20 protein-coding genes are annotated in these 18,515 nt (G+C 72.0%); 17 read left to right on the forward strand and 3 right to left on the reverse strand.

Annotated features, from left to right (window positions below; translation table 11 throughout):
* The first annotated feature begins 7 nt into the window (after positions 1-7).
* Both arc and LN652_RS01935 read left to right on the forward strand, forming a co-directional pair.
* Positions 8-1,762 (forward strand): proteasome ATPase, encoded by a 1,755-nt coding sequence (arc, locus tag LN652_RS01930; RefSeq protein ID WP_230443032.1) that lies wholly within the window; start codon positions 8-10, stop codon positions 1,760-1,762.
* 19 nt (positions 1,763-1,781) lie between these two features.
* On the forward strand, positions 1,782-2,144 hold the full coding sequence (locus LN652_RS01935; RefSeq protein WP_230443033.1) for a hypothetical protein: 363 nt from the start codon (positions 1,782-1,784) through the stop codon (positions 2,142-2,144).
* A gap of 105 nt (positions 2,145-2,249) precedes the next feature.
* On the opposite strand, the gene LN652_RS01940 is transcribed toward LN652_RS01935, so the two are convergent.
* Entirely contained in the window at positions 2,250-2,888 is a 639-nt protein-coding gene (locus LN652_RS01940; RefSeq protein WP_230443034.1) for a class I SAM-dependent methyltransferase, read from the reverse strand.
* Between the two features lie 3 nt (positions 2,889-2,891).
* Between LN652_RS01940 and dop the strand changes: the two genes are divergently transcribed.
* The 4 genes from dop to prcA all read left to right on the forward strand — a co-directional run bounded on the left by dop (position 2,892) and on the right by prcA (position 6,293).
* Entirely contained in the window at positions 2,892-4,412 is a 1,521-nt protein-coding gene (dop, locus tag LN652_RS01945; protein ID WP_230443035.1) for a depupylase/deamidase Dop, read from the forward strand.
* Between the two features lie 69 nt (positions 4,413-4,481).
* Entirely contained in the window at positions 4,482-4,679 is a 198-nt protein-coding gene (locus tag LN652_RS01950) for a ubiquitin-like protein Pup (RefSeq protein WP_056600169.1), read from the forward strand.
* Positions 4,680-4,714: 35 nt separating this feature from the next.
* The gene (gene prcB, locus LN652_RS01955; RefSeq protein WP_230444804.1) at positions 4,715-5,515 is read left to right on the forward strand and encodes a proteasome subunit beta; all 801 of its coding nucleotides are present in this window, start codon (positions 4,715-4,717) and stop codon (positions 5,513-5,515) included.
* Between the two features lie 16 nt (positions 5,516-5,531).
* The gene (prcA, locus tag LN652_RS01960) at positions 5,532-6,293 is read left to right on the forward strand and encodes a proteasome subunit alpha (RefSeq protein WP_230443036.1); all 762 of its coding nucleotides are present in this window, start codon (positions 5,532-5,534) and stop codon (positions 6,291-6,293) included.
* A gap of 12 nt (positions 6,294-6,305) precedes the next feature.
* On the opposite strand, the gene LN652_RS01965 is transcribed toward prcA, so the two are convergent.
* Both LN652_RS01965 and LN652_RS01970 read right to left on the reverse strand, forming a co-directional pair.
* On the reverse strand, positions 6,306-6,716 hold the full coding sequence (locus LN652_RS01965) for a hypothetical protein (RefSeq protein WP_230443037.1): 411 nt from the start codon (positions 6,714-6,716) through the stop codon (positions 6,306-6,308).
* Positions 6,717-6,726: 10 nt separating this feature from the next.
* A complete protein-coding gene (locus tag LN652_RS01970) occupies positions 6,727-7,179 on the reverse strand; it encodes a hypothetical protein (RefSeq protein WP_230443038.1) in 453 nt (150 codons plus the stop codon).
* A 101-nt stretch (positions 7,180-7,280) separates the two neighbouring features.
* On the opposite strand from LN652_RS01970, the gene pafA reads away from it, so the two are divergent.
* From pafA to LN652_RS02025, 11 genes are all read left to right on the forward strand, one after another.
* On the forward strand, positions 7,281-8,642 hold the full coding sequence (gene pafA, locus LN652_RS01975; protein WP_230443039.1) for a Pup--protein ligase: 1,362 nt from the start codon (positions 7,281-7,283) through the stop codon (positions 8,640-8,642).
* Between the two features lie 99 nt (positions 8,643-8,741).
* Positions 8,742-9,701: an FKBP-type peptidyl-prolyl cis-trans isomerase gene (locus LN652_RS01980; protein ID WP_230443040.1), complete on the forward strand. Its 960-nt coding sequence runs from the start codon at positions 8,742-8,744 to the stop codon at positions 9,699-9,701.
* Between the two features lie 45 nt (positions 9,702-9,746).
* Positions 9,747-10,721 carry a helix-turn-helix transcriptional regulator gene (locus tag LN652_RS01985; protein WP_230443041.1) on the forward strand — a complete coding sequence of 325 codons (975 nt, stop codon included), beginning with the start codon at positions 9,747-9,749 and terminating at the stop codon, positions 10,719-10,721.
* Positions 10,718-11,707 (forward strand): helix-turn-helix transcriptional regulator, encoded by a 990-nt coding sequence (locus tag LN652_RS01990; protein ID WP_230443042.1) that lies wholly within the window; start codon positions 10,718-10,720, stop codon positions 11,705-11,707. Before LN652_RS01985 ends, LN652_RS01990 begins: the two co-directional genes overlap by 4 nt.
* Before the next feature lie 45 nt (positions 11,708-11,752).
* Positions 11,753-12,034 carry a twin-arginine translocase TatA/TatE family subunit gene (gene tatA, locus LN652_RS21980; protein ID WP_329958451.1) on the forward strand — a complete coding sequence of 94 codons (282 nt, stop codon included), beginning with the start codon at positions 11,753-11,755 and terminating at the stop codon, positions 12,032-12,034.
* Positions 12,035-12,856 (forward strand): twin-arginine translocase subunit TatC, encoded by an 822-nt coding sequence (tatC, locus tag LN652_RS02000; RefSeq protein ID WP_230443043.1) that lies wholly within the window; start codon positions 12,035-12,037, stop codon positions 12,854-12,856. It begins immediately after the preceding gene.
* A gap of 13 nt (positions 12,857-12,869) precedes the next feature.
* Positions 12,870-13,262, forward strand: a complete 393-nt coding sequence (locus LN652_RS02005; protein WP_230443044.1) for a hypothetical protein — start codon at positions 12,870-12,872, stop codon at positions 13,260-13,262.
* 22 nt (positions 13,263-13,284) lie between these two features.
* Complete coding sequence (locus LN652_RS02010) at positions 13,285-14,199, forward strand: YegS/Rv2252/BmrU family lipid kinase (RefSeq protein ID WP_230443045.1); 915 nt, start codon at positions 13,285-13,287, stop codon at positions 14,197-14,199.
* Entirely contained in the window at positions 14,196-17,000 is a 2,805-nt protein-coding gene (locus LN652_RS02015; protein ID WP_230443046.1) for a DEAD/DEAH box helicase, read from the forward strand. Before LN652_RS02010 ends, LN652_RS02015 begins: the two co-directional genes overlap by 4 nt.
* A 20-nt stretch (positions 17,001-17,020) precedes the next feature.
* Entirely contained in the window at positions 17,021-17,950 is a 930-nt protein-coding gene (locus tag LN652_RS02020) for a 5'-3' exonuclease (protein ID WP_230443047.1), read from the forward strand.
* A gap of 9 nt (positions 17,951-17,959) precedes the next feature.
* Positions 17,960-18,412, forward strand: a complete 453-nt coding sequence (locus tag LN652_RS02025) for an Lrp/AsnC family transcriptional regulator (protein ID WP_268932219.1) — start codon at positions 17,960-17,962, stop codon at positions 18,410-18,412.
* Positions 18,413-18,515: the final 103 nt, after the last annotated feature.

Raw genomic sequence — 18,515 nt, forward strand, 5'->3', positions numbered from 1 at the left:
GTGCGAGATGACCGAGATGTCCGAGCCCACCCGTGACCAGCTGGCCACCCAGGTGCGCTACCTGGAGGCCGAGGTGGCCGACCTGCGCCGCCGCCTCGACGACGCGCCGGGCCAGTCCCGCGGCCTGGAGGGCCGGCTGGCCGAGGCCCAGCGCTCCCTCGCCGCGGTGTCCAGCCAGAACGAGCGGCTCGCCCAGACGCTGCGCGACGCCCGTGACCAGATCACCACGCTCAAGGAGGAGGTCGACCGGCTCGCGCAGCCGCCGGCCGGCTTCGGCACCTTCCTCGGCCGCAACGACGACGACTCCGTCGACGTCTTCACCGGCGGCCGCAAGCTGCGGGTCAGCGTGAGCCCGGCCGTCGACCTCGAAGGGCTGGTGCGCGGCCAGGAGGTGATGCTCAACGAGGCGCTCAACGTCGTCGCCGCGCTCGACTTCGAGCAGGTGGGCGAGGTCGTGATGCTCAAGGAGATCCTCGCCGACGGCGACCGCGCCCTCGTCATCGCCAACGCCGACGAGGAGCGCGTGGTGCGCCTCGCCGAGCCGCTGCGCGCCGAGGACGTCACGATCCGCGCCGGCGACTCGCTGCTGCTCGACACCCGCGCGGGCTACGTCTACGAGGTGGTCCCCAAGTCCGAGGTCGAGGAGCTGGTGCTCGAGGAGGTCCCCGACATCGAGTACGGCTCGATCGGCGGCCTCACCACCCAGATCGACGCGATCCGCGACGCGGTCGAGCTGCCCTACCTGCACCCCGAGCTGTTCAAGGACCACGAGCTCAAGCCGCCGAAGGGCGTGCTGCTCTACGGCCCGCCCGGCTGCGGCAAGACGCTGATCGCGAAGGCGGTCGCCAACTCGCTGGCCAAGAAGGTCGCCGAGCGCACCGGCGCGTCCGGCAAGTCCTACTTCCTCAACATCAAGGGCCCCGAGCTGCTCAACAAGTACGTCGGCGAGACCGAGCGGCACATCCGCCTGGTCTTCCAGCGGGCGCGGGAGAAGGCCTCGCTCGGCACGCCGGTCATCGTGTTCTTCGACGAGATGGACTCGCTGTTCCGCACCCGCGGCTCGGGCGTCTCCTCCGACGTCGAGAACACCATCGTCCCGCAGCTGCTCAGCGAGATCGACGGCGTCGAGGCGCTGGAGAACGTGCTGGTCATCGGTGCCTCCAACCGTGAGGACATGATCGACCCCGCGATCCTGCGACCCGGCCGGCTCGACGTGAAGATCAAGATCGAGCGCCCCGACGCGGAGTCCGCGCGCGACATCTTCTCCAAGTACCTCACCGCCCGCCTGCCGCTGCACGGCGACGACCTCGCGGAGTTCGGGGGTGACCGCGACGCCACCGTCCACGCGATGATCCGGGCGACGGTCGAGCGGATGTACACCGAGTCGGAGGAGAACCGCTTCCTCGAGGTGACCTACGCCAACGGCGACAAGGAGGTCCTGTACTTCAAGGACTTCAACTCGGGCGCGATGATCCAGAACATCGTCGACCGCGCGAAGAAGATGGCGATCAAGGACTTCCTGGAGAGCGACCTCAACCCCGCCCAGCGCGGGCTCCGGGTCCAGCACATGCTGCAGGCGTGCGTGGACGAGTTCAAGGAGAACGAGGACCTGCCCAACACCACCAACCCCGACGACTGGGCGCGGATCTCGGGCAAGAAGGGCGAGCGGATCGTCTTCATCCGCACCCTCATCACCGGCAAGCAGGGCACCGAGCCGGGCCGGTCCATCGACACCGTCGCCAACACCGGCCAGTACCTCTGAGGCCGGCGGGGCAGCCTCGATGAGCCCGGAGGAGGACCTCGGCCACAGCGACATCGAGGCCGCCCTGGCCACCCGTCGCGAGCTCGGCGCACGCTACGACGCCGAGCTCGTCGACGGGTTCGCCGAGCGGATCGAGCGGGCCGTCGAGCGGCGCGCCGCCGAGCGCGGCGCGCTGGACCAGCGGCAGGCCGCCCAGGCGGGCGGCGGGCGGGTGCGCCAGTTCGTCCTGGGTGTCGTCTCCGTCGGGGTCGGCGTGCCGATCACCATCGTGCCCACGGTCGCCACCGACAACGGCCTCCCGGCCGTCATCGTCGGCTGGCTCGGCATCGCGGCGGTCAACGCCGCGCACGCGCTGACCGTCACCGGTCGCCGACGGGACTGAGCCGGCCACCCCTGCGGAGGGGTTGCCCGAGCGCCTGCGACCACTAGGTTGACCCGATGAAGACCATCCTCATCATCGTCGTGATCGTGCTCGTCGTGCTCTTCCTCATGGGGTTCCTGCGTCGCGGGCGCTGAGCCTGCTCACGTGGGTCCACGGCCGCGCGAGTGCCGGGCCGTCGAGGTAGTCCTCGACCAGGTCCTCGACGGTCCAGCCGGCCTCGCGCACCATGCCCGGCACGTCCCGGGTGAGGTGGCAGCCCCCCGCCACCGCGCGCTGCACCGGCTCCAGCGGGCGCTGCCACCGTCGTACGCCCTCCTCCGGCGCGGCCCCGTGCTCGAGGACGTGCAGGCGGCCACCCGGCCGCACGACGCGCCTGGCCTCGCGCAGCGCGCGGACGGGATCGGGGATCGTGCAGAGGCTGAACGTGACCAGCACGCTGTCGTGCGTGGCGTCCGGGAGGTCGAGTGCCTGGCCGTCGAGCCCGGCGCGCTCGACCGGCACCGAGGAGCGGTCCCGGCGCCGCTCGGAGAGCTCCCACCCGACGTCCGACGGCTCGATCGCCGTCACGGACGTGACCTCCCGCGGGTACCACCGGACGTTCAGCCCGCTGCCGAAGCCGATCTCGAGCACCCGTCCGGTCAGCCCGACGCAGGCGAGTCCGCGCAGCTCGCCGACCTCGTGGCCGCGCAGGCTCGCGTCGGTCAGGCGGGGAACCACCCGTTCGTCCCACAGCCGTAGGCTCATCCCATGAGCGTACGACGGGTGATGGGCACCGAGGTCGAGTACGGCATCTCGGTCCAGGGACAACCGACCGCCAACCCGATGGTCGCGTCCTCGCAGGTCGTCAACGCCTACGCCAGCTCGACGGTGCGCGCCCGACGGGCCCGCTGGGACTTCGAGGAGGAGTCGCCGCTGCGCGACGCCCGCGGGTTCGACATGGCGCGACAGGTCGCCGACCCCAGCCAGCTCACCGACGAGGACCTCGGCCTGGCCAACGTGATCCTGGCCAACGGCGCGCGGCTCTACGTCGACCACGCCCACCCCGAGTACTCCTCGCCCGAGGTGACCTCGCCCCTCGACGTGGTGCGCTGGGAGAAGGCGGGGGAGCAGGTCATGCTCGACGCCTCCCGGATGGCCGGCCAGGTCCCGGGCGCCGCGCCGATCCTGCTCTACAAGAACAACACCGACAACAAGGGCGCGTCCTACGGCGCGCACGAGAACTACCTGATGCGGCGCACCACGCCGTTCGCCGAGATCGTGCGGCACCTGACGCCGTTCTTCGTCTCCCGCCAGGTCGTCACGGGCGCCGGACGCGTGGGCATCGGCCAGGACGGCCGCGACACCACGCCCGACCGCGGCTTCCAGCTCAGCCAGCGCGCCGACTACTTCGAGGTCGAGGTCGGCCTCGAGACCACCCTCAAGCGGCCGATCATCAACACCCGCGACGAGCCGCACGCCGACCCGGCGGTCTACCGCCGCCTGCACGTCATCATCGGCGACGCCAACCTCGCCGAGACCTCGATCTACCTCAAGTCCGGCACGACCGCGCTGGTGCTGGCGATGATCGAGGACGGGTTCATCGACGCCGACCTCGCGATCGAGGGGGCGGTGCGGGCGCTGCGCGACGTCTCCCACGACCCCACGCTGACCCACCTGGTGCCGCTGCGCGACGGCCGCCGCCTGACCGCGGTGCAGCTGCAGATGGAGTACCTCGACCTGGCCCGGAAGTTCGTCGAGGACCGCTACGGCGCCGACGCCGACGAGCAGACCGTCGACGTCCTGCAGCGCTGGGAGTCCGTCCTGACCCGCCTCGAGCGCGACCCGATGGAGTGCGCCACCGAGCTCGACTGGGTCGCCAAGCTCAAGCTGCTCGAGCAGTACCGCGACCGCGACGGGCTGGCGTGGGACGACGCCAAGCTCCACCTGATCGACCTGCAGTACGCCGACGTGCGCCCCGACAAGGGGCTCTACCACCGCCTCGCCGCCTCGGGCCGCATCGAGCGGCTGCTCGACGACGCCGCGGTGGAGTCGGCGATGCACGAGCCGCCGGCGGACACCCGCGCGTACTTCCGTGGTCGCTGCCTGGAGAAGTACGCCGACTCGGTGGCCGCCGCCTCCTGGGACTCGGTGATCTTCGACCTCCCGGGGCGCGAGTCGTTGCAGCGGGTGCCGACCCTCGACCCGCTGCGCGGCACCCGCGCCCACGTCGGCGAGCTGATCGAGCGCTGCGCGACCGCCCAGGAGCTGGTCGCCGCCATCACCCGCTGACCGCGCGACGCGCCGTCCGCCCACGGTGAACGCGCTTGTGACGTCGGTGGGAGTGGATAGGGTCGAGGCATGGCCCAGGAGCAGAAGCAGCCGCGCAGGTCCTCGCAGGAGGAGACCGCGACCGAGGAGGTCGTGGAGACCGACGTCGCCGAGCGCAAGGAGATGATCGACGAGGACGTGGACGCGATCCTCGACGAGATCGACGAGGTGCTCGAGACCAACGCCGAGGACTTCGTGAAGTCGTTCATCCAGAAGGGCGGCCAGTGAGCCGCACCGGTGACCCGCGCCTGCCCACCTCGTTCATGGCGCCGGGCACGTCGAGCTTCGCCGACTTCCTCGGCGCCGAGGCCCCCGACCTGCTGCCGGGCCGTCGCGCGGTGCCCGCCGGCAACGCGGGCGACCTCGCGCCGCACGGCACGACGATCGTCGCGGCGACGTTCCCCGGCGGCGTGGTGATGGCCGGCGACCGGCGCGCGACGATGGGCAACATCATCGCCCAGCGCGACATCCAGAAGGTCTTCCCGGCCGACGAGTTCTCCGTCGTCGGCATCGCCGGCACGGCCGGCCTCGCGGTCGAGATGGTCCGCCTGTTCCAGACCGAGCTCGAGCACTACGAGAAGATCGAGGGCAGCACGCTGTCGATGGACGGCAAGGCCAACCGGCTCGCCGCGCTCATCCGCGGCAACCTCGGCCTCGCGATGCAGGGCCTGGCCGTGGTCCCGCTCTTCGCCGGCTACGACCTCGTCGCCGACCAGGGACGCATCTTCAGCTACGACGTCACCGGCGGCCGCTACGAGGAGACCGCGTTCCACTCCGTCGGCTCCGGGTCGCTGTTCGCCCGCGGCTCGCTGAAGAAGCTCTACCGCGACGACCTCGACGAGACCGGTGCCGTGACCGCCGTCGTGCAGGCGCTCTACGACGCCGCCGACGACGACTCCGCCACCGGCGGGCCCGACATCACGCGGCGGATCTTCCCCGTGGTGCACGTGATCACCCCGGCCGGCGGCCGGCGCATGCCCGACTCGGAGGTCTCCGTCGTCGCCGACGCGATGCTCGCCTCCCGGATGCAGCGCCCCGACGGTCCCGCCGCTTCCCTGACCTGAGCAGGAGACCCCTCGCATGAGCATGCCGTTCTACGTCTCGCCCGAGCAGCTGATGAAGGACCGCGCCGACTTCGCCCGCAAGGGCATCGCCCGCGGTCGCTCGGTCGTGGCGATCCACTACGCCGACGGAGTCCTGTTCGTCTCCGAGAACCCGTCCCAGGCGCTCCACAAGGTCAGCGAGATCTACGACCGGATCGCCTTCGCCGCGGTCGGGCGCTACAACGAGTTCGAGAACCTCCGCATCGCCGGGGTCCGCCTCGCCGACATGCGCGGCTACGCCTACGACCGCCGCGACGTCACCGGCCGCGGGCTCGCCAACGCCTACGCGCAGACGCTCGGCACGATCTTCTCCTCCGGCGGGGAGAAGCCCTACGAGGTCGAGATCTTCGTCGCCGAGATCGGCGACGCGCCCGCCGACGACCAGATCTACCGGCTCACCTACGACGGACAGGTCGCCGACGAGCACGGCTTCGCCGTCATGGGCGGGGCGGCCGACGTCGTCGCCGGCCACCTGCGCGAGCACTACCAGCCCGGCGCGTCCCTCGACGACGCCCTGCGCCTCGCGGTGGCCGCGCTCGGCCACAGCGAGACCGACGACCGGGTCATCCCGGTCGAGGACCTCGAGGTCGCCGTGCTCGACCGCACCCGCACCCAGCCGCGCAAGTTCCTGCGCCTGCGCGAGTCCCGGCTCGCCGAGATCCTCGGCCACCGCGAGGCCGAGACCGCCGCGGAGGCCGGGCAGGCACCGGTGGCGCCGGTCGCCCCGCCCAAGGCCTGAGCGAGCCCCGGCTCAGCGCAGGTTGAGCCCGGGCCACCGCGCCGTGGGCGTCGTGGGGATGCCGCTGAGCCGACGCCGGTAGCGCACCGACGGCGCGAACTCGTCGAGCGCCGTCCACAACCGCTGGTGGGCGGCCCAGGGGAGCGGGCCGGTGGGGCGTACGTTGCCGTCCGGGCCGAACTCGTGCCACGCGGCGCCGAAGCCGATCCACACCGGCGTCCAGCCGGCCGCGTCGTCCCAGGCACCCTGGCGCTGCTCGACCATCCGGCGGCGCAGCTGGAACTCCAGCCGCGGGCCGTCGACGACGACCGGGGCCGTGCGGACGGGCCACAGCCACAGGTCGTCGGTCATCACCCGGAGCTCGAGGTCGGTGACCACCGTCGGGTCGGCCAGGACCGTCGCGACGAGGTGCCGGGCTGCCATGTCCCCACGCTCACCCGACGGGCTGCACCCCGTCAAGAGCGTCCTCGAGGGCGTCATCGGCGCGGGCCGCGCGCCGGCGCTCGACCACACCTGACCCGAACGTGAGCGCCGCGGCGGCGACGCCGATCCACACCCGCGGTCGACGGACGCCGCGGGCGGCGAGGCTGCGCTCGACCCACGCGTCGGCCGCCTGACCGCCGCGGCTCCCCGCCGCGGTCAGCACGCCGACCCCGCCCGCGATCGCGGCGACCACGGCGGGCGACGGACGGTCCTCCCCGGGGCCCTGCCCCGACCTCTGCACGCCGACGGCCGTCGCGGCGGCCGCCAGGACCGCGAAGCCACCGTGGATCGCCCACTGGGTGCGCCGGCTCGCGCGGTGCATCGGGAAGAGGGTCGTGATCAGGCCCGTGCCGACGGCCGTCGCGACGTCGGTCGGCCAGTCGGTGCGTGTCGGCTGCTGCATGCGGGCAACCTAGCGGCGCACCCAAGCCGATCGCGGCGCGCCGGGTGGGATTTCGACGCGGTTCCGGGGGCAGGTGTGGCTCGCGGTCCTAGGGTGGGTCCATGGACCGTCGGATCTTCGGGATCGAGAACGAGTACGGCGTCACGTGCACGTTCAAGGGCCAGCGTCGGCTGAGCCCCGACGAGGTCGCGCGCTACCTGTTCCGCAAGGTCGTGAGCTGGGGCCGCTCGTCCAACGTGTTCCTGCGCAACGGCGCCCGTCTCTACCTCGACGTGGGCAGCCACCCCGAGTACGCCACCCCGGAGTGCGACGACGTCGTCGAGCTGGTCACCCACGACAAGGCGGGCGAGCGGATCCTCGAGGGCCTGCTGCTCGACGCCGAGAACCGCCTCCACGAGGAGGGGATCGCCGGCGACATCTACCTGTTCAAGAACAACACCGACTCCGCCGGCAACTCCTACGGCTGCCACGAGAACTACCTCGTCGGCCGGGCGGGCGAGTTCAGCAAGCTCGCCGACATCCTCATCCCGTTCCTCGTGACCCGGCAGATCGTGGTCGGGGCGGGCAAGGTCGTGATGACCCCGCGGGGTGCGTCCTACAGCGTCAGCCAGCGCGCGGAGCACATCTGGGAGGGCGTCAGCAGCGCCACCACCCGCAGCCGGCCGATCATCAACACGCGCGACGAGCCGCACGCCGACGCCGAGCGGTTCCGCCGCCTCCACGTGATCGTCGGCGACTCCAACATGAGCGAGACCACGACGATGCTCAAGGTGGCCTCGTGCGACCTGGTCCTGCGGATGATCGAGGAGGGCGTGGTGATGCGCGACCTCACGATGGAGAACCCGATCCGCGCGATCCGCGAGATCAGCCACGACCCGACCGGCCGGCGCAAGGTGCGCCTGGCCAACGGACGCGAGGCGAGCGCGCTGGAGATCCAGGCCGAGTACCTCGCCAAGGCGCGCGACTTCGTCGACCGCCGCCAGATCTCCACCCCCACCATCGAGCGCACGCTCGACCTGTGGGAGCGCGGCCTGAAGGCGGTCGAGTCCGACGACCTCGGCCTGGTCGACCGCGAGATCGACTGGGTCATCAAGCTCAAGCTCATCGAGCGCTACCGCGCCAAGCACGGGCTGTCGCTGGGGGATGCCCGCATCGCCCAGCTCGACCTCGCCTACCACGACATCCACCGCGGTCGTGGGCTCTACTACCTGCTGGAGAAGCGCGGCGCCGTGGCCCGCGTGGCCAGCGACCTGAAGATCTTCGAGGCCAAGAGCGTGCCGCCGCAGGACACGCGGGCGCGGCTGCGCGGCGAGTTCATCCGCAAGGCGCAGGAGCGGCGCCGCGACTTCACCGTGGACTGGGTCCACCTCAAGCTCAACGACCAGGCCCAGCGCACCGTGCTGTGCAAGGACCCGTTCAAGGCCTACGACGAGCGCGTGCAGCGGCTGATCGACGGGATGTGACCCCCGGGCGTCCCCAGACCCGGAGTGTCATCCCGCGCGCTGGGCCGCGCTGGATAGGGTGACCCGGCAACTCTGCGTCGACTGATGAGGTTCTGACCCGTGACCCGTGTACGTACCGCTGCCCTCGGCAGCCTGCTCTCCCTCAGCCTGGTCGGACTCGCCGCGTGCGGGTCGTCCTCCAGCGACACCGAGGAGGGCGGCAAGTCCCTGAGCTCGGTGACGATCGAGGGCAAGCAGGGTGCGGAGCCGAAGGTCACCTTCGACGGTCGCCTCGACGGCTCCGACGACGAGACCGAGATCCTGGTCGAGGGCGACGGCGACACCGTCGAGGAGGGCCAGACGGTCCAGGCCAACTGGTGGATCGGCAACGGCTTCACCGAGGAGGAGGCGCAGAGCACCTACACCGAGGACGGCGCCACCCAGTCGGTCGAGCTCACCGAGGACGTCCTGCCGTTCCTGCGCGACGCGATGGTCGGCAACCAGGTCGGCGACCGGGTCGTCGTGCTCACCTCCGCCGAGAAGGCCTACGGCGAGACGGGCAACTACACCATCGGCATCGGCAACAAGGACTCCGTCCTGGCGATCGTCGACATCATGGGCACCAAGGACACGGTCCCGGCGCTCGACGGCCCGCAGGGCGAGGAGAAGAAGCCGGCCGGCTGGGCGCCGACCCTCGTGGAGGAGGACGGCGTGATCACCGGCCTCGACTTCACCGACGCCCACCAGCCGAGCGGCGAGCTCATCGCCACCACGCTCATCAAGGGCGACGGCGCGGTCGTGGAGAAGGGCCAGACGATCACCGTCGACTACCTCGGCCAGGTCTACGACGCCGACGCGCCGTTCGACGAGTCCTACACCAAGGAGCCCGCGGAGTTCCCGATCGGCGTGGGCTCGGTCATCAAGGGCTGGGACGAGCGCCTCGTCGGCCGCACCGTCGGGTCGCGGGTGATCCTCGAGATCCCGCCCGCCGACGGCTACGGCAAGACCGGCAACGAGGGCGCCGGCATCAAGGGCACCGACACCCTCTTCTTCGTCGTCGACATCCTCGGCGCGAAGTGACGCACGCCTGACCACCCGACCGACGAGAGCAGGAGCAGGGAGCAGATGGCGCAGCCGCGGGCCGAACGCCTGATGAACCTGCACATCCTGCTGCTGGGCGCGAAGCGCTTCATCGGCAAGGACGTGATCCGTGCGGCGTGCTACCCCGAGCACGCCCACGGTCCGGCCGGCGACGAGGCGTTCGAGCGTGCCTTCGAGCGCGACAAGGACGCGCTGCGCCAGATCGGCGCGGTGATCGAGGTCGGCAGCGCGGACGCGTTCTTCGACGACGAGATCGGCTACCGCATCCCCACCGAGCAGACCTCGCTGCCCGAGATCCGCTTCGAGTCCGACGAGGCCGCCGTCCTCGGCCTCGCCGCCCAGGTCTGGCAGCAGGCGACGCTGGCGAAGGCCACCGGCCGGGCGCTGGCCAAGCTCAAGGGCCAGGGCGTGGAGATCGACCCGTCCCGCCTCGAGGTCGTCGCACCCTCCATCAGCGCCGACGAACCGGCCTTCGAGCCGCTGTGGGACGCCATCGGCAAGCGTCGCCAGGTGTCGTTCCCCTACCAGCGGGCCGACGAGGTCGAGCCGACGACCCGCCGGTTCCAGCCGTGGGGCCTGGCCCGCTCGTCGGGTCGCTGGTACGTCGTGGGCCACGACGTCGACCGCGGCGCCGAGCGGGTCTTCCGGCTGTCGCGGATCGTCGGCCCGGTGCGGGCGACCGGCAAGTCCGGGGCCTACGCCGTCCCGCCCGGCACCGACGTCCGGGCGATGGCGCGGCGGCTGTCACCGACCTTCCCCACGGTCCGTGCCGACCTGCTGGTCCGCCAGGGAACCGGCGTCGGCCTGCGTCGACGGGCCGAGTCCGTCGAGCCGCTCGCCGACCGTCCAGGCTGGGACGCGGTCACCGTCGAGGGCCCGGTCCACGAGCTCGCCGACGAGGTCCTGACCTACGGCGCCGACGTCGTGGTCGCCGCGCCCGAGCCGCTGCGCACCGAGGTCGTCTCGCGGCTGCGCTCGATCGTGGAGGGGGCCCGATGAGCGCCCAGGGCGACACCGCCCCCGACCAGGTGGCCCGGCTGCTGGCGATGGTCCCGTACCTCCTCGCCCGCGGGGAGGTACGCCTCGACGACGCCGCCGCCCACTTCGGCACCGACGCCGACCAGATCGAGCGCGACCTGCGGCTGCTGTTCATGACCGGGCTGTCCCCGGGGCTGCCCGGCGACCTCATCGAGGTCGACCTCGAGGCTCTCGAGGGCGACCGGGTGATCCGGGTCGACAACGCCGACTACCTCGCCCGGCCGGTGCGGTTCTCGCCGGCGGAGGCGACCGCCCTCGTGGTCGCGCTGCGCACCATGGCCGACTCCGCGCCCGAGGGCGCGGCCGACGTCATCGCCCGCACGCTCGCCAAGCTCGAGGAGGCGGCCGGCGCCGAGGGGGAGGACCTGCTGCGCCTGCACGTCACGCCGACCCCGCTGGAGGCGAGCGCAGTGGTCCCGGTGCTGCGCTCGGCCATCGCCCACGGCCACCAGGTCGAGATCACCTACCACGTCCCGTCCCGCGACCAGGAGTCCCGCCGGGTCGTCGACCCGCGCGGCATCGCCCGCGTCGAGGACCTGCTCTACCTCGACGCGTGGTGCCACACGGCGCAGGGCGACCGCGCCTTCCGCGTCGACCGGATCCTGGCCGCGACCGAGCTCGACACCGACGTCGCCGACAAGGGCGCCCGTCCCCGCGACCTGACCGGCGGGTGGTTCACCGACGCCGAGACCACGACCGTCACGCTGCGCCTGGCACCTCCCGCACGGTGGGTCGTGGAGTACTACCAGGTCACCGACCAGCGCCCGGGACCCGACGGCACCATCGACGTCGACCTCGAGGTCGCCAGCGAGCAGTGGGCCCAGGCGCTGCTGTTCCGCCTGGCACCGCACGCCACCCTGCTCGCACCCGCCGGCTGGGTCGAGGCGTTCGCGCAGCAGGCCCGGGCGGCGCTCGGACTCTACGAGGACGACGGCGTAGACTCGTAGGGGTCCCCGACGGACCGCCCCCAACCCCGGATGGAGTGGACTTCCATGATCAACCCGATGATCGGCATGCCGCAGGGTGCGGAGTGGCTGGTGATCCTCGCCATCGTCGTGCTCGTGTTCGGTGCGGCCAAGCTGCCCGAGCTCGCCCGCAGCTCGGGCCAGGCGCTCAAGATCTTCAAGTCCGAGACCAAGGGCCTGCGCGACGACGACGACGCGAAGAAGACGGAGGCGGAGCGCGAGATCCAGGCGCGCAACGCGCAGACCGACGCGCACGACGGCACCTCGGGTGAGGTGCTCCGCGAGCGCCGCGACGACACCCCTGCCTGAGTGAGGCTCGGAGGCCTCGTCGGCCTGTTCAAGGGAGGGCCGCGCCACGCGGTCGGACCGGACGGCCGGATGGCCCTGTCCGACCACTTCCGGGAGTTCCGGGCGCGCCTGCTGCGCTGCCTGCTGGCGTTCACGGTCGCGTTCGCGGTGGCGCTGGTCTTCCGCCACGTCCTGCTCGACACCGTCTTCGGCCCCTACGAGGACGCCCAGCGCAAGCTCGCCGAGGGCGTGACCGAGGCGACGACCAGCGGTGCCGCCGCAGGCCTGACCCTGTGGCTCAAGCTAGCCGGCTTCGCGGCGGTCGTCGTCACCGCGCCCTACTGGCTCTACCAGATCTGGGCCTTCGTGCTGCCCGGGCTCTACGCCCAGGAGCGCAAGATGACCCGGATCTTCGTCGCGGTCGCCGGACCGCTGTTCCTCGTCGGCGTCGCGCTGGGCTACTTCACGCTGCCGGTCGCGCTCGAGGTGCTGATCGGGTTCAACCCCGACGGCGTCACCAACCTGATCGACTTCAACGACTACCTGCAGTTCTTCACCCGCACGCTGTTGGTCTTCGGGCTGTCGTTCAACATCCCGGTCTTCGTGGTGCTGCTCAACTTCGCGGGCGTCGTCAAGGGCAAGCAGCTCGCGGCCTACCGCCCGTGGATCGTGATCGGCACCTTCCTCTTCGCCGCCGCCGCGACCCCCTCGACCGACCCGTTCTCGATGTGCCTGATGGCGATCCCGATGATGCTGCTGTTCTTCGCCTCGGAGGTGATCGCCCGGGTCAACGACCGCCGACGGGCGCGCACCCGCGCCGCGACCCTCGCCGAGGGCGTCTGACAGGGTTGGTCCCATGCTCGCCACCCTCGACCACGTCGACCCGTTCGACCTGCCGGAGTGGCTGGGCACCGCCGACGTGGTGTGGCGCTCGGACGAGGGGCTCTCGACCGGGCACCTCGTCGCAGGGAGGCTGACCGCCGCCGGCGAGGCCGACCTCGCGTGCGACCTGCTCGCCGTCGACGACGCGTACCCCGAGCCGGTCGTCGACGCCGAGACCCGGACCCGGGTGCACCAGGCCTGGCGCCACGGGCAGGTCGTGGTCGGCGAGCTCGACGGTCGGATGGTGCTGGCCGTGCCCGGCACGCGCTTCGGCCCCGACCTCGTCCTGGACGCCCTCGGCCGGCTCGCGCGGTCGGTCGGTGCACACGCCGAGCACTACGCGGCCCTCCTGCGCCTCGGCGGGTAGGTCCGGGGATAGGGTCGCGCTCATGCACGACCCGACAGCGCCCGGACCGGTGCGCGGGCGCGAGATCGCGCTGCTCACCAACCCGACGGCGGGCCGGGGTCGCGGCGCGCGGCACCGCGACGCGGCGCTCGCCCGGCTGCGCGAGAGCGGGTTCGTCGTGCGCAACCTCGCCGGCCGCGACGCCGACGAGGCCGCCGAGCTCGCCCGGGGCTGCGTCGCCGACGGCGTGGAGGCGCTCGTGGTGTGCGGCGGCGACGGCCTGGTCCACCTCGGCGTGCAGGCCGTGGCCGGCACCGGGGTCCCGCTCGGGCTGATCCCCGCCGGGACCGGCAACGACGTCGCCCGCTACCTCGGGATCCCTCGCACCGACCCGGTGGCCGCCGCGGACCGGGTGGTCGGCTCGCGCCGCCGCACCATCGACCTCGCCCGCAGCGGTGACCGCTGGTTCGTGACCGTGCTCGCCGCCGGCTTCGACGCCATCGTCAACGAGCGCGCCAACGCGATGACCTGGCCGCGCGGGCAGATGCGCTACAACCTCGCCACCCTGGCCGAGCTGCGGACGTTCCGGCCGATCCCGTACGTCCTCGAGCTCGACGACGGGTCCGGGCCGCGGACCGTCGAGCACGAGGCCATGCTCGTCGCCGTCGGCAACGGCCCGTCCTTCGGCGGCGGGCTGCGGATCACCGAGGGCGCCTTGCTCGACGACGGCATGCTCGACGTCGTGGTGATCACCGAGATGAGCAAGACCAAGCTGGTGCGGTCCTACCCGCGCCTGTTCACCGGACGCATCGACGGCGTGGCGGAGTACGTCCACCACCGGGTGGAGCGGGTGACCGTGGCCGCCCCCGGCATCGTGTCCTACGCCGACGGCGAGCGCTTCGGTGCGCTCCCGCTGACCGTCGAGTGCGTCCCCGGCGCCCTGGAGGTCATCGCATGAGCCACCCTGACGAGGAGCTCAGCCCCGCCGAGCGCTACGCCGCCTTCCGGCGGGAGAAGCCGTACCCGATGCTCAAGGACTTCGCCGGCCTCTACGGCTTCGCGCTCGACGACTTCCAGGTCCGCGCCTGCCAGGAGATCGAGGACGGACGCGGCGTCCTGGTCGCGGCCCCGACCGGCTCCGGCAAGACCATCGTCGGCGAGTTCGCCATCCACCTCGCGCTGCAGACCGGCCGCAAGGCGTTCTACACCACCCCGATCAAGGCGCTGTCGAACCAGAAGTACCACGACCTGGTCAAGCGCTACGGCTCCGAGAACGTCGGCCTGCTGACCGGCGACAACGTCGTCAACGGCGAGGCGCCGGTGGTCGTGATGACCACCGAGGTGCTGCGCAACATGCTCTACGCCGGCTCCCGCACGCTGCTCGGGCTCGGCTACGTCGTGATGGACGAGGTCCACTACCTCGCCGACCGGATGCGCGGCGCAGTCTGGGAGGAGGTCATCATCCACCTCCCGGAGTCGGTGACCCTCGTGTCCCTCTCGGCCACGGTCTCCAACGCCGAGGAGTTCGGCGAGTGGCTGGCCACCGTGCGCGGCGAGACCACCACGGTCCTGGAGGAGAAGCGGCCGGTGCCACTCTTCCAGCACGTCATGGTCGGTCGTCGCCTGCTCGACCTCTTCGCGTCCTCCGACGTCGACGCCAGCGCCGGCTTCGTCAAGGAGGGCGCACCCGTCAACGACGAGCTCACCCGCATCGCCCGCGACGACTGGGCGAGCACCCGCCTGATGCGCGACCGGCGCTCCCCGCGCAAGGGCAAGCCGGGGTCGTCGAAGAACCCCCGGTCGGTCGGCAACGGCCGCCGCGTGTGGATCCCCACCCGGGTCGACGTGGTCGAGCGGCTCGACCGCGAGGGGCTGCTGCCCGCGATCATGTTCATCTTCAGCCGGGCCGGATGCGACGCCGCCGTCACCCAGCTGGTGCAGGCCAACACCCGCCTCACCACGGCGGCGGAGCGCGACGAGATCTTCGCCCGGGTCGAGGCGGCCTCGCGCACCCTGCCCGAGGAGGACCTGCACGTCCTCGGCTACCACGAGTTCCTCGACGGACTCACCCGCGGCATCGCCGCCCACCACGCCGGGCTGCTGCCGGCGTTCAAGCAGGTGGTGGAGGAGCTGTTCCAGGACGGGCTGGTGAAGGTCGTCTTCGCGACCGAGACCCTCGCCCTGGGCATCAACATGCCCGCCCGCACGGTGGTGATCGAGAAGCTGTCGAAGTGGAACGGCGAGACCCACGCCGACCTGACGCCGGGGGAGTACACCCAGCTCACCGGGCGCGCGGGACGGCGCGGGCTCGACATCGAGGGCCACGGCGTCGTGCTCTACCAGCCGGGCATGAACCCGCGCGAGGTCGCCGGCCTCGCGTCGACGCGTACGTATCCGCTGCGCTCGTCGTTCCGCCCGTCCTACAACATGGCGGTCAACCTGGTCCACCAGTTCGGGCGGGCGCGCTCGCGCGAGCTGCTGGAGCAGTCCTTCGCCCAGTTCCAGGCCGACAAGGCCGTGGTCGGGCTCGCGCGGCAGGTCCGCCAGGCCGAGGACGCGCTCGACGGCTACCGCGATGCCGCCACCTGCCACGTGGGCGACTTCATGGAGTACGCCGGGATCCGCCGCCGGATCTCCGACCTGGAGAAAGGCGCGGCGCGCGAGCGGCGCCAGGACCGGCGCGGCGAGGCCGCCGCGTCGCTGGGCCGGCTCCGTCCCGGTGACGTGATCCGGGTGCCGGCCGGGAAGTTCAGCGGGCTGGCGGTCGTCATCGACCCGGGGGCGTCGGGTGACGAGCCGCGCCCCTACGTCGTGACCGCCGACCGGCAGGCCCGCCGGCTGGCGATGATGGACTTCCCGGTGCCGGTCGAGTCGATCGGCCGGCTGCGCATCCCCAAGTCGTTCAACGGCCGCAACCCCGGCCAGCGCCGCGAGCTCGCCAACGCCCTCCGGGCCCGGGCCGACTCCTTCGACGCCCCCGGGCCGCGGCGCGAGAAGCAGCGCGACTCCTTCAGCGACACCCCCACCGACCGCGAGATCGGCCGGCTGCGCGCGGACCTCAAGGCCCACCCGTGCCACCAGTGCCCCGAGCGCGAGGACCACGCCCGCTGGGCCGAGCGGTACTTCAAGCTCGAGCGCGACACCGAGACGCTCAAGCGGCGCGTCGAGAACCGCACCAACACCGTCGCGCGGACCTTCGACCGCGTGTGCGACGTGCTCACCGCCCTCGACTACCTCGAGGGTGACACGGTCACCGAGAAGGGCGGCCACCTGCGGCGGATCTACACCGACATGGACCTCGTGGCGGCCGAGGCGATCCGGGCCGGGCTGTTCGACGGCCTCGCGCCGTCGGAGCTGGCGTCGGTCCTCTCGGCGCTGGTCTTCGAGGCCCGCCGTGCCGACGACGCGTCGTCGCCGAAGATGCCCGGCGGGCAGGTGCGTCCGGTGCTCGGCGAGCTCGTACGCCTGTGGGGGCAGCTCGACGCCCTCGAGCGCGACCACAAGCTCGACTTCCTCCGCGAGCCCGACATGGGGTTCGCGTGGGCGGCGTGGCGCTGGGCGGAGGGCGACGACCTCGACGACGTGCTGATGGCCACCGGTCTGTCCGCCGGCGACTTCGTCCGCTGGATGAAGCAGCTGCTCGACCTGTGCGGCCAGGTGGCCGACGCGGCCGGCGAGGCGCCCCTGCGCAGCACCGCACGGGCCGCGGCGAAGTCGCTCAAGCGTGGCGTGATCGCCTACAGCGTGCTGGCGGAGTGAGCTGTGGCAGGCTCACCCAGGTGACCGACCGCCTGCTGCTGCTCGACACCGCGTCCCTCTACTTCCGCGCGTTCTTCGGTGTCCCCGACTCCGTGAAGGCGCCCGACGGCACCCCGGTCAACGCGGTGCGCGGGCTGATGGACTTCATCAGCCGGCTCGTGGGGGACTACGACCCGACGCACCTGGCCTGCTGCTGGGACGAGGACTGGCGGCCCCAGTGGCGCGTCGACCTGATCCCGTCCTACAAGGCGCACCGCGTGGTGCGCGAGGTCCCAGGCCCGCGTCCGGACGTCGAGGAGGTGCCCGACCCGCTGCAGGCGCAGGTCCCGGTGATCCTCGAGGTGCTCGCGGCCTACGGCATCCCGGTCGTCGGCCACCCCGAGATGGAGGCCGACGACGTGATCGGCACCCTCGCCACCGGCGCGGGGATGCCGGTCGACATCGTCACCGGCGACCGTGACCTGTTCCAGCTCGTCGACGACGAGGCGGAGGTGCGGGTGCTCTACGTCGCGCGCGGCGTCAGCAAGCACGAGCGGGTCGACAACGCGTGGGTGCGAGCGAAGTACGGCGTCGATGCCGCCCACTACGCCGACCTGGCCACCCTGCGCGGCGACACCTCCGACGGCCTGCCGGGCGTCGCCGGGGTCGGCGACAAGACGGCGGCGACGCTGATCAACCGCTTCGGTGACGTCGACGCGATCGTCGCCGCCGCGGCGGACCCCGACTCCGACATGGGGCCCGGGCCGCGCGGGAAGATCAAGGCGGCCGTCGACTACCTCGACGTCGCCCCGGAGGTGGTCGCCGTGCGGCGCGACCTCGACCTCGGGTCGCCCGACCTGACCCGCCCGCGGACCCCGGCCGACCACGACGCGCTGCTCGCGCTCGACGAGCGGTGGGGCCTCGGCTCGTCTGCCGTGCGTCTCGTGGAGGCCCTCTCCGGATCCCACTAGTCTGTGGCCGTGAGCACATCGGAGGTCGAGTCCAAGGACCGGCAGATCCTGTCCCTGCTGGCGACCGACGGCCGCATGTCGTTCACCGACCTCGGCAAGGCCACCGAGCTGTCGACCTCCGCGGTGCACCAGCGGGTCAAGCGGCTCGAGCAGCGCGGGCTGATCAAGGGCTACGGCGCGACCGTCGACCACGACCAGCTCGGCCGGCCGCTGACGGCGTTCATCTCGATCACCCCGATCGACCCCTCGCAGCCCGACGACTACCCGGACCGCCTGGTCGGGATCGAGGAGATCGAGTCGTGCTGGTCGGTGGCGGGGGAGGAGTCCTACATCCTCAAGATCCGCGTGGCCACCCCGCGCGACCTCGAGGACCTGCTTGCCCGGATCCGGGGCGCGGCGAGCGTCTCGACCCGCACCACGATCGTGCTGTCCACGCCCTACGAGAACCGCCCGCTCGACTAGGAGCCGCAGCGCTCTGCCCGTTTCAGCGATCCCCGGCTGACCGGGGATCACTGAACTTGTCAGGGCGTGCACGGCCTGACAAGTTCAGCGAGAGCCTGACAAC

It is taken from the genome of Nocardioides okcheonensis, from assembly GCF_020991065.1.
In the GTDB taxonomy this organism is placed as follows: domain Bacteria; phylum Actinomycetota; class Actinomycetes; order Propionibacteriales; family Nocardioidaceae; genus Nocardioides; species Nocardioides okcheonensis.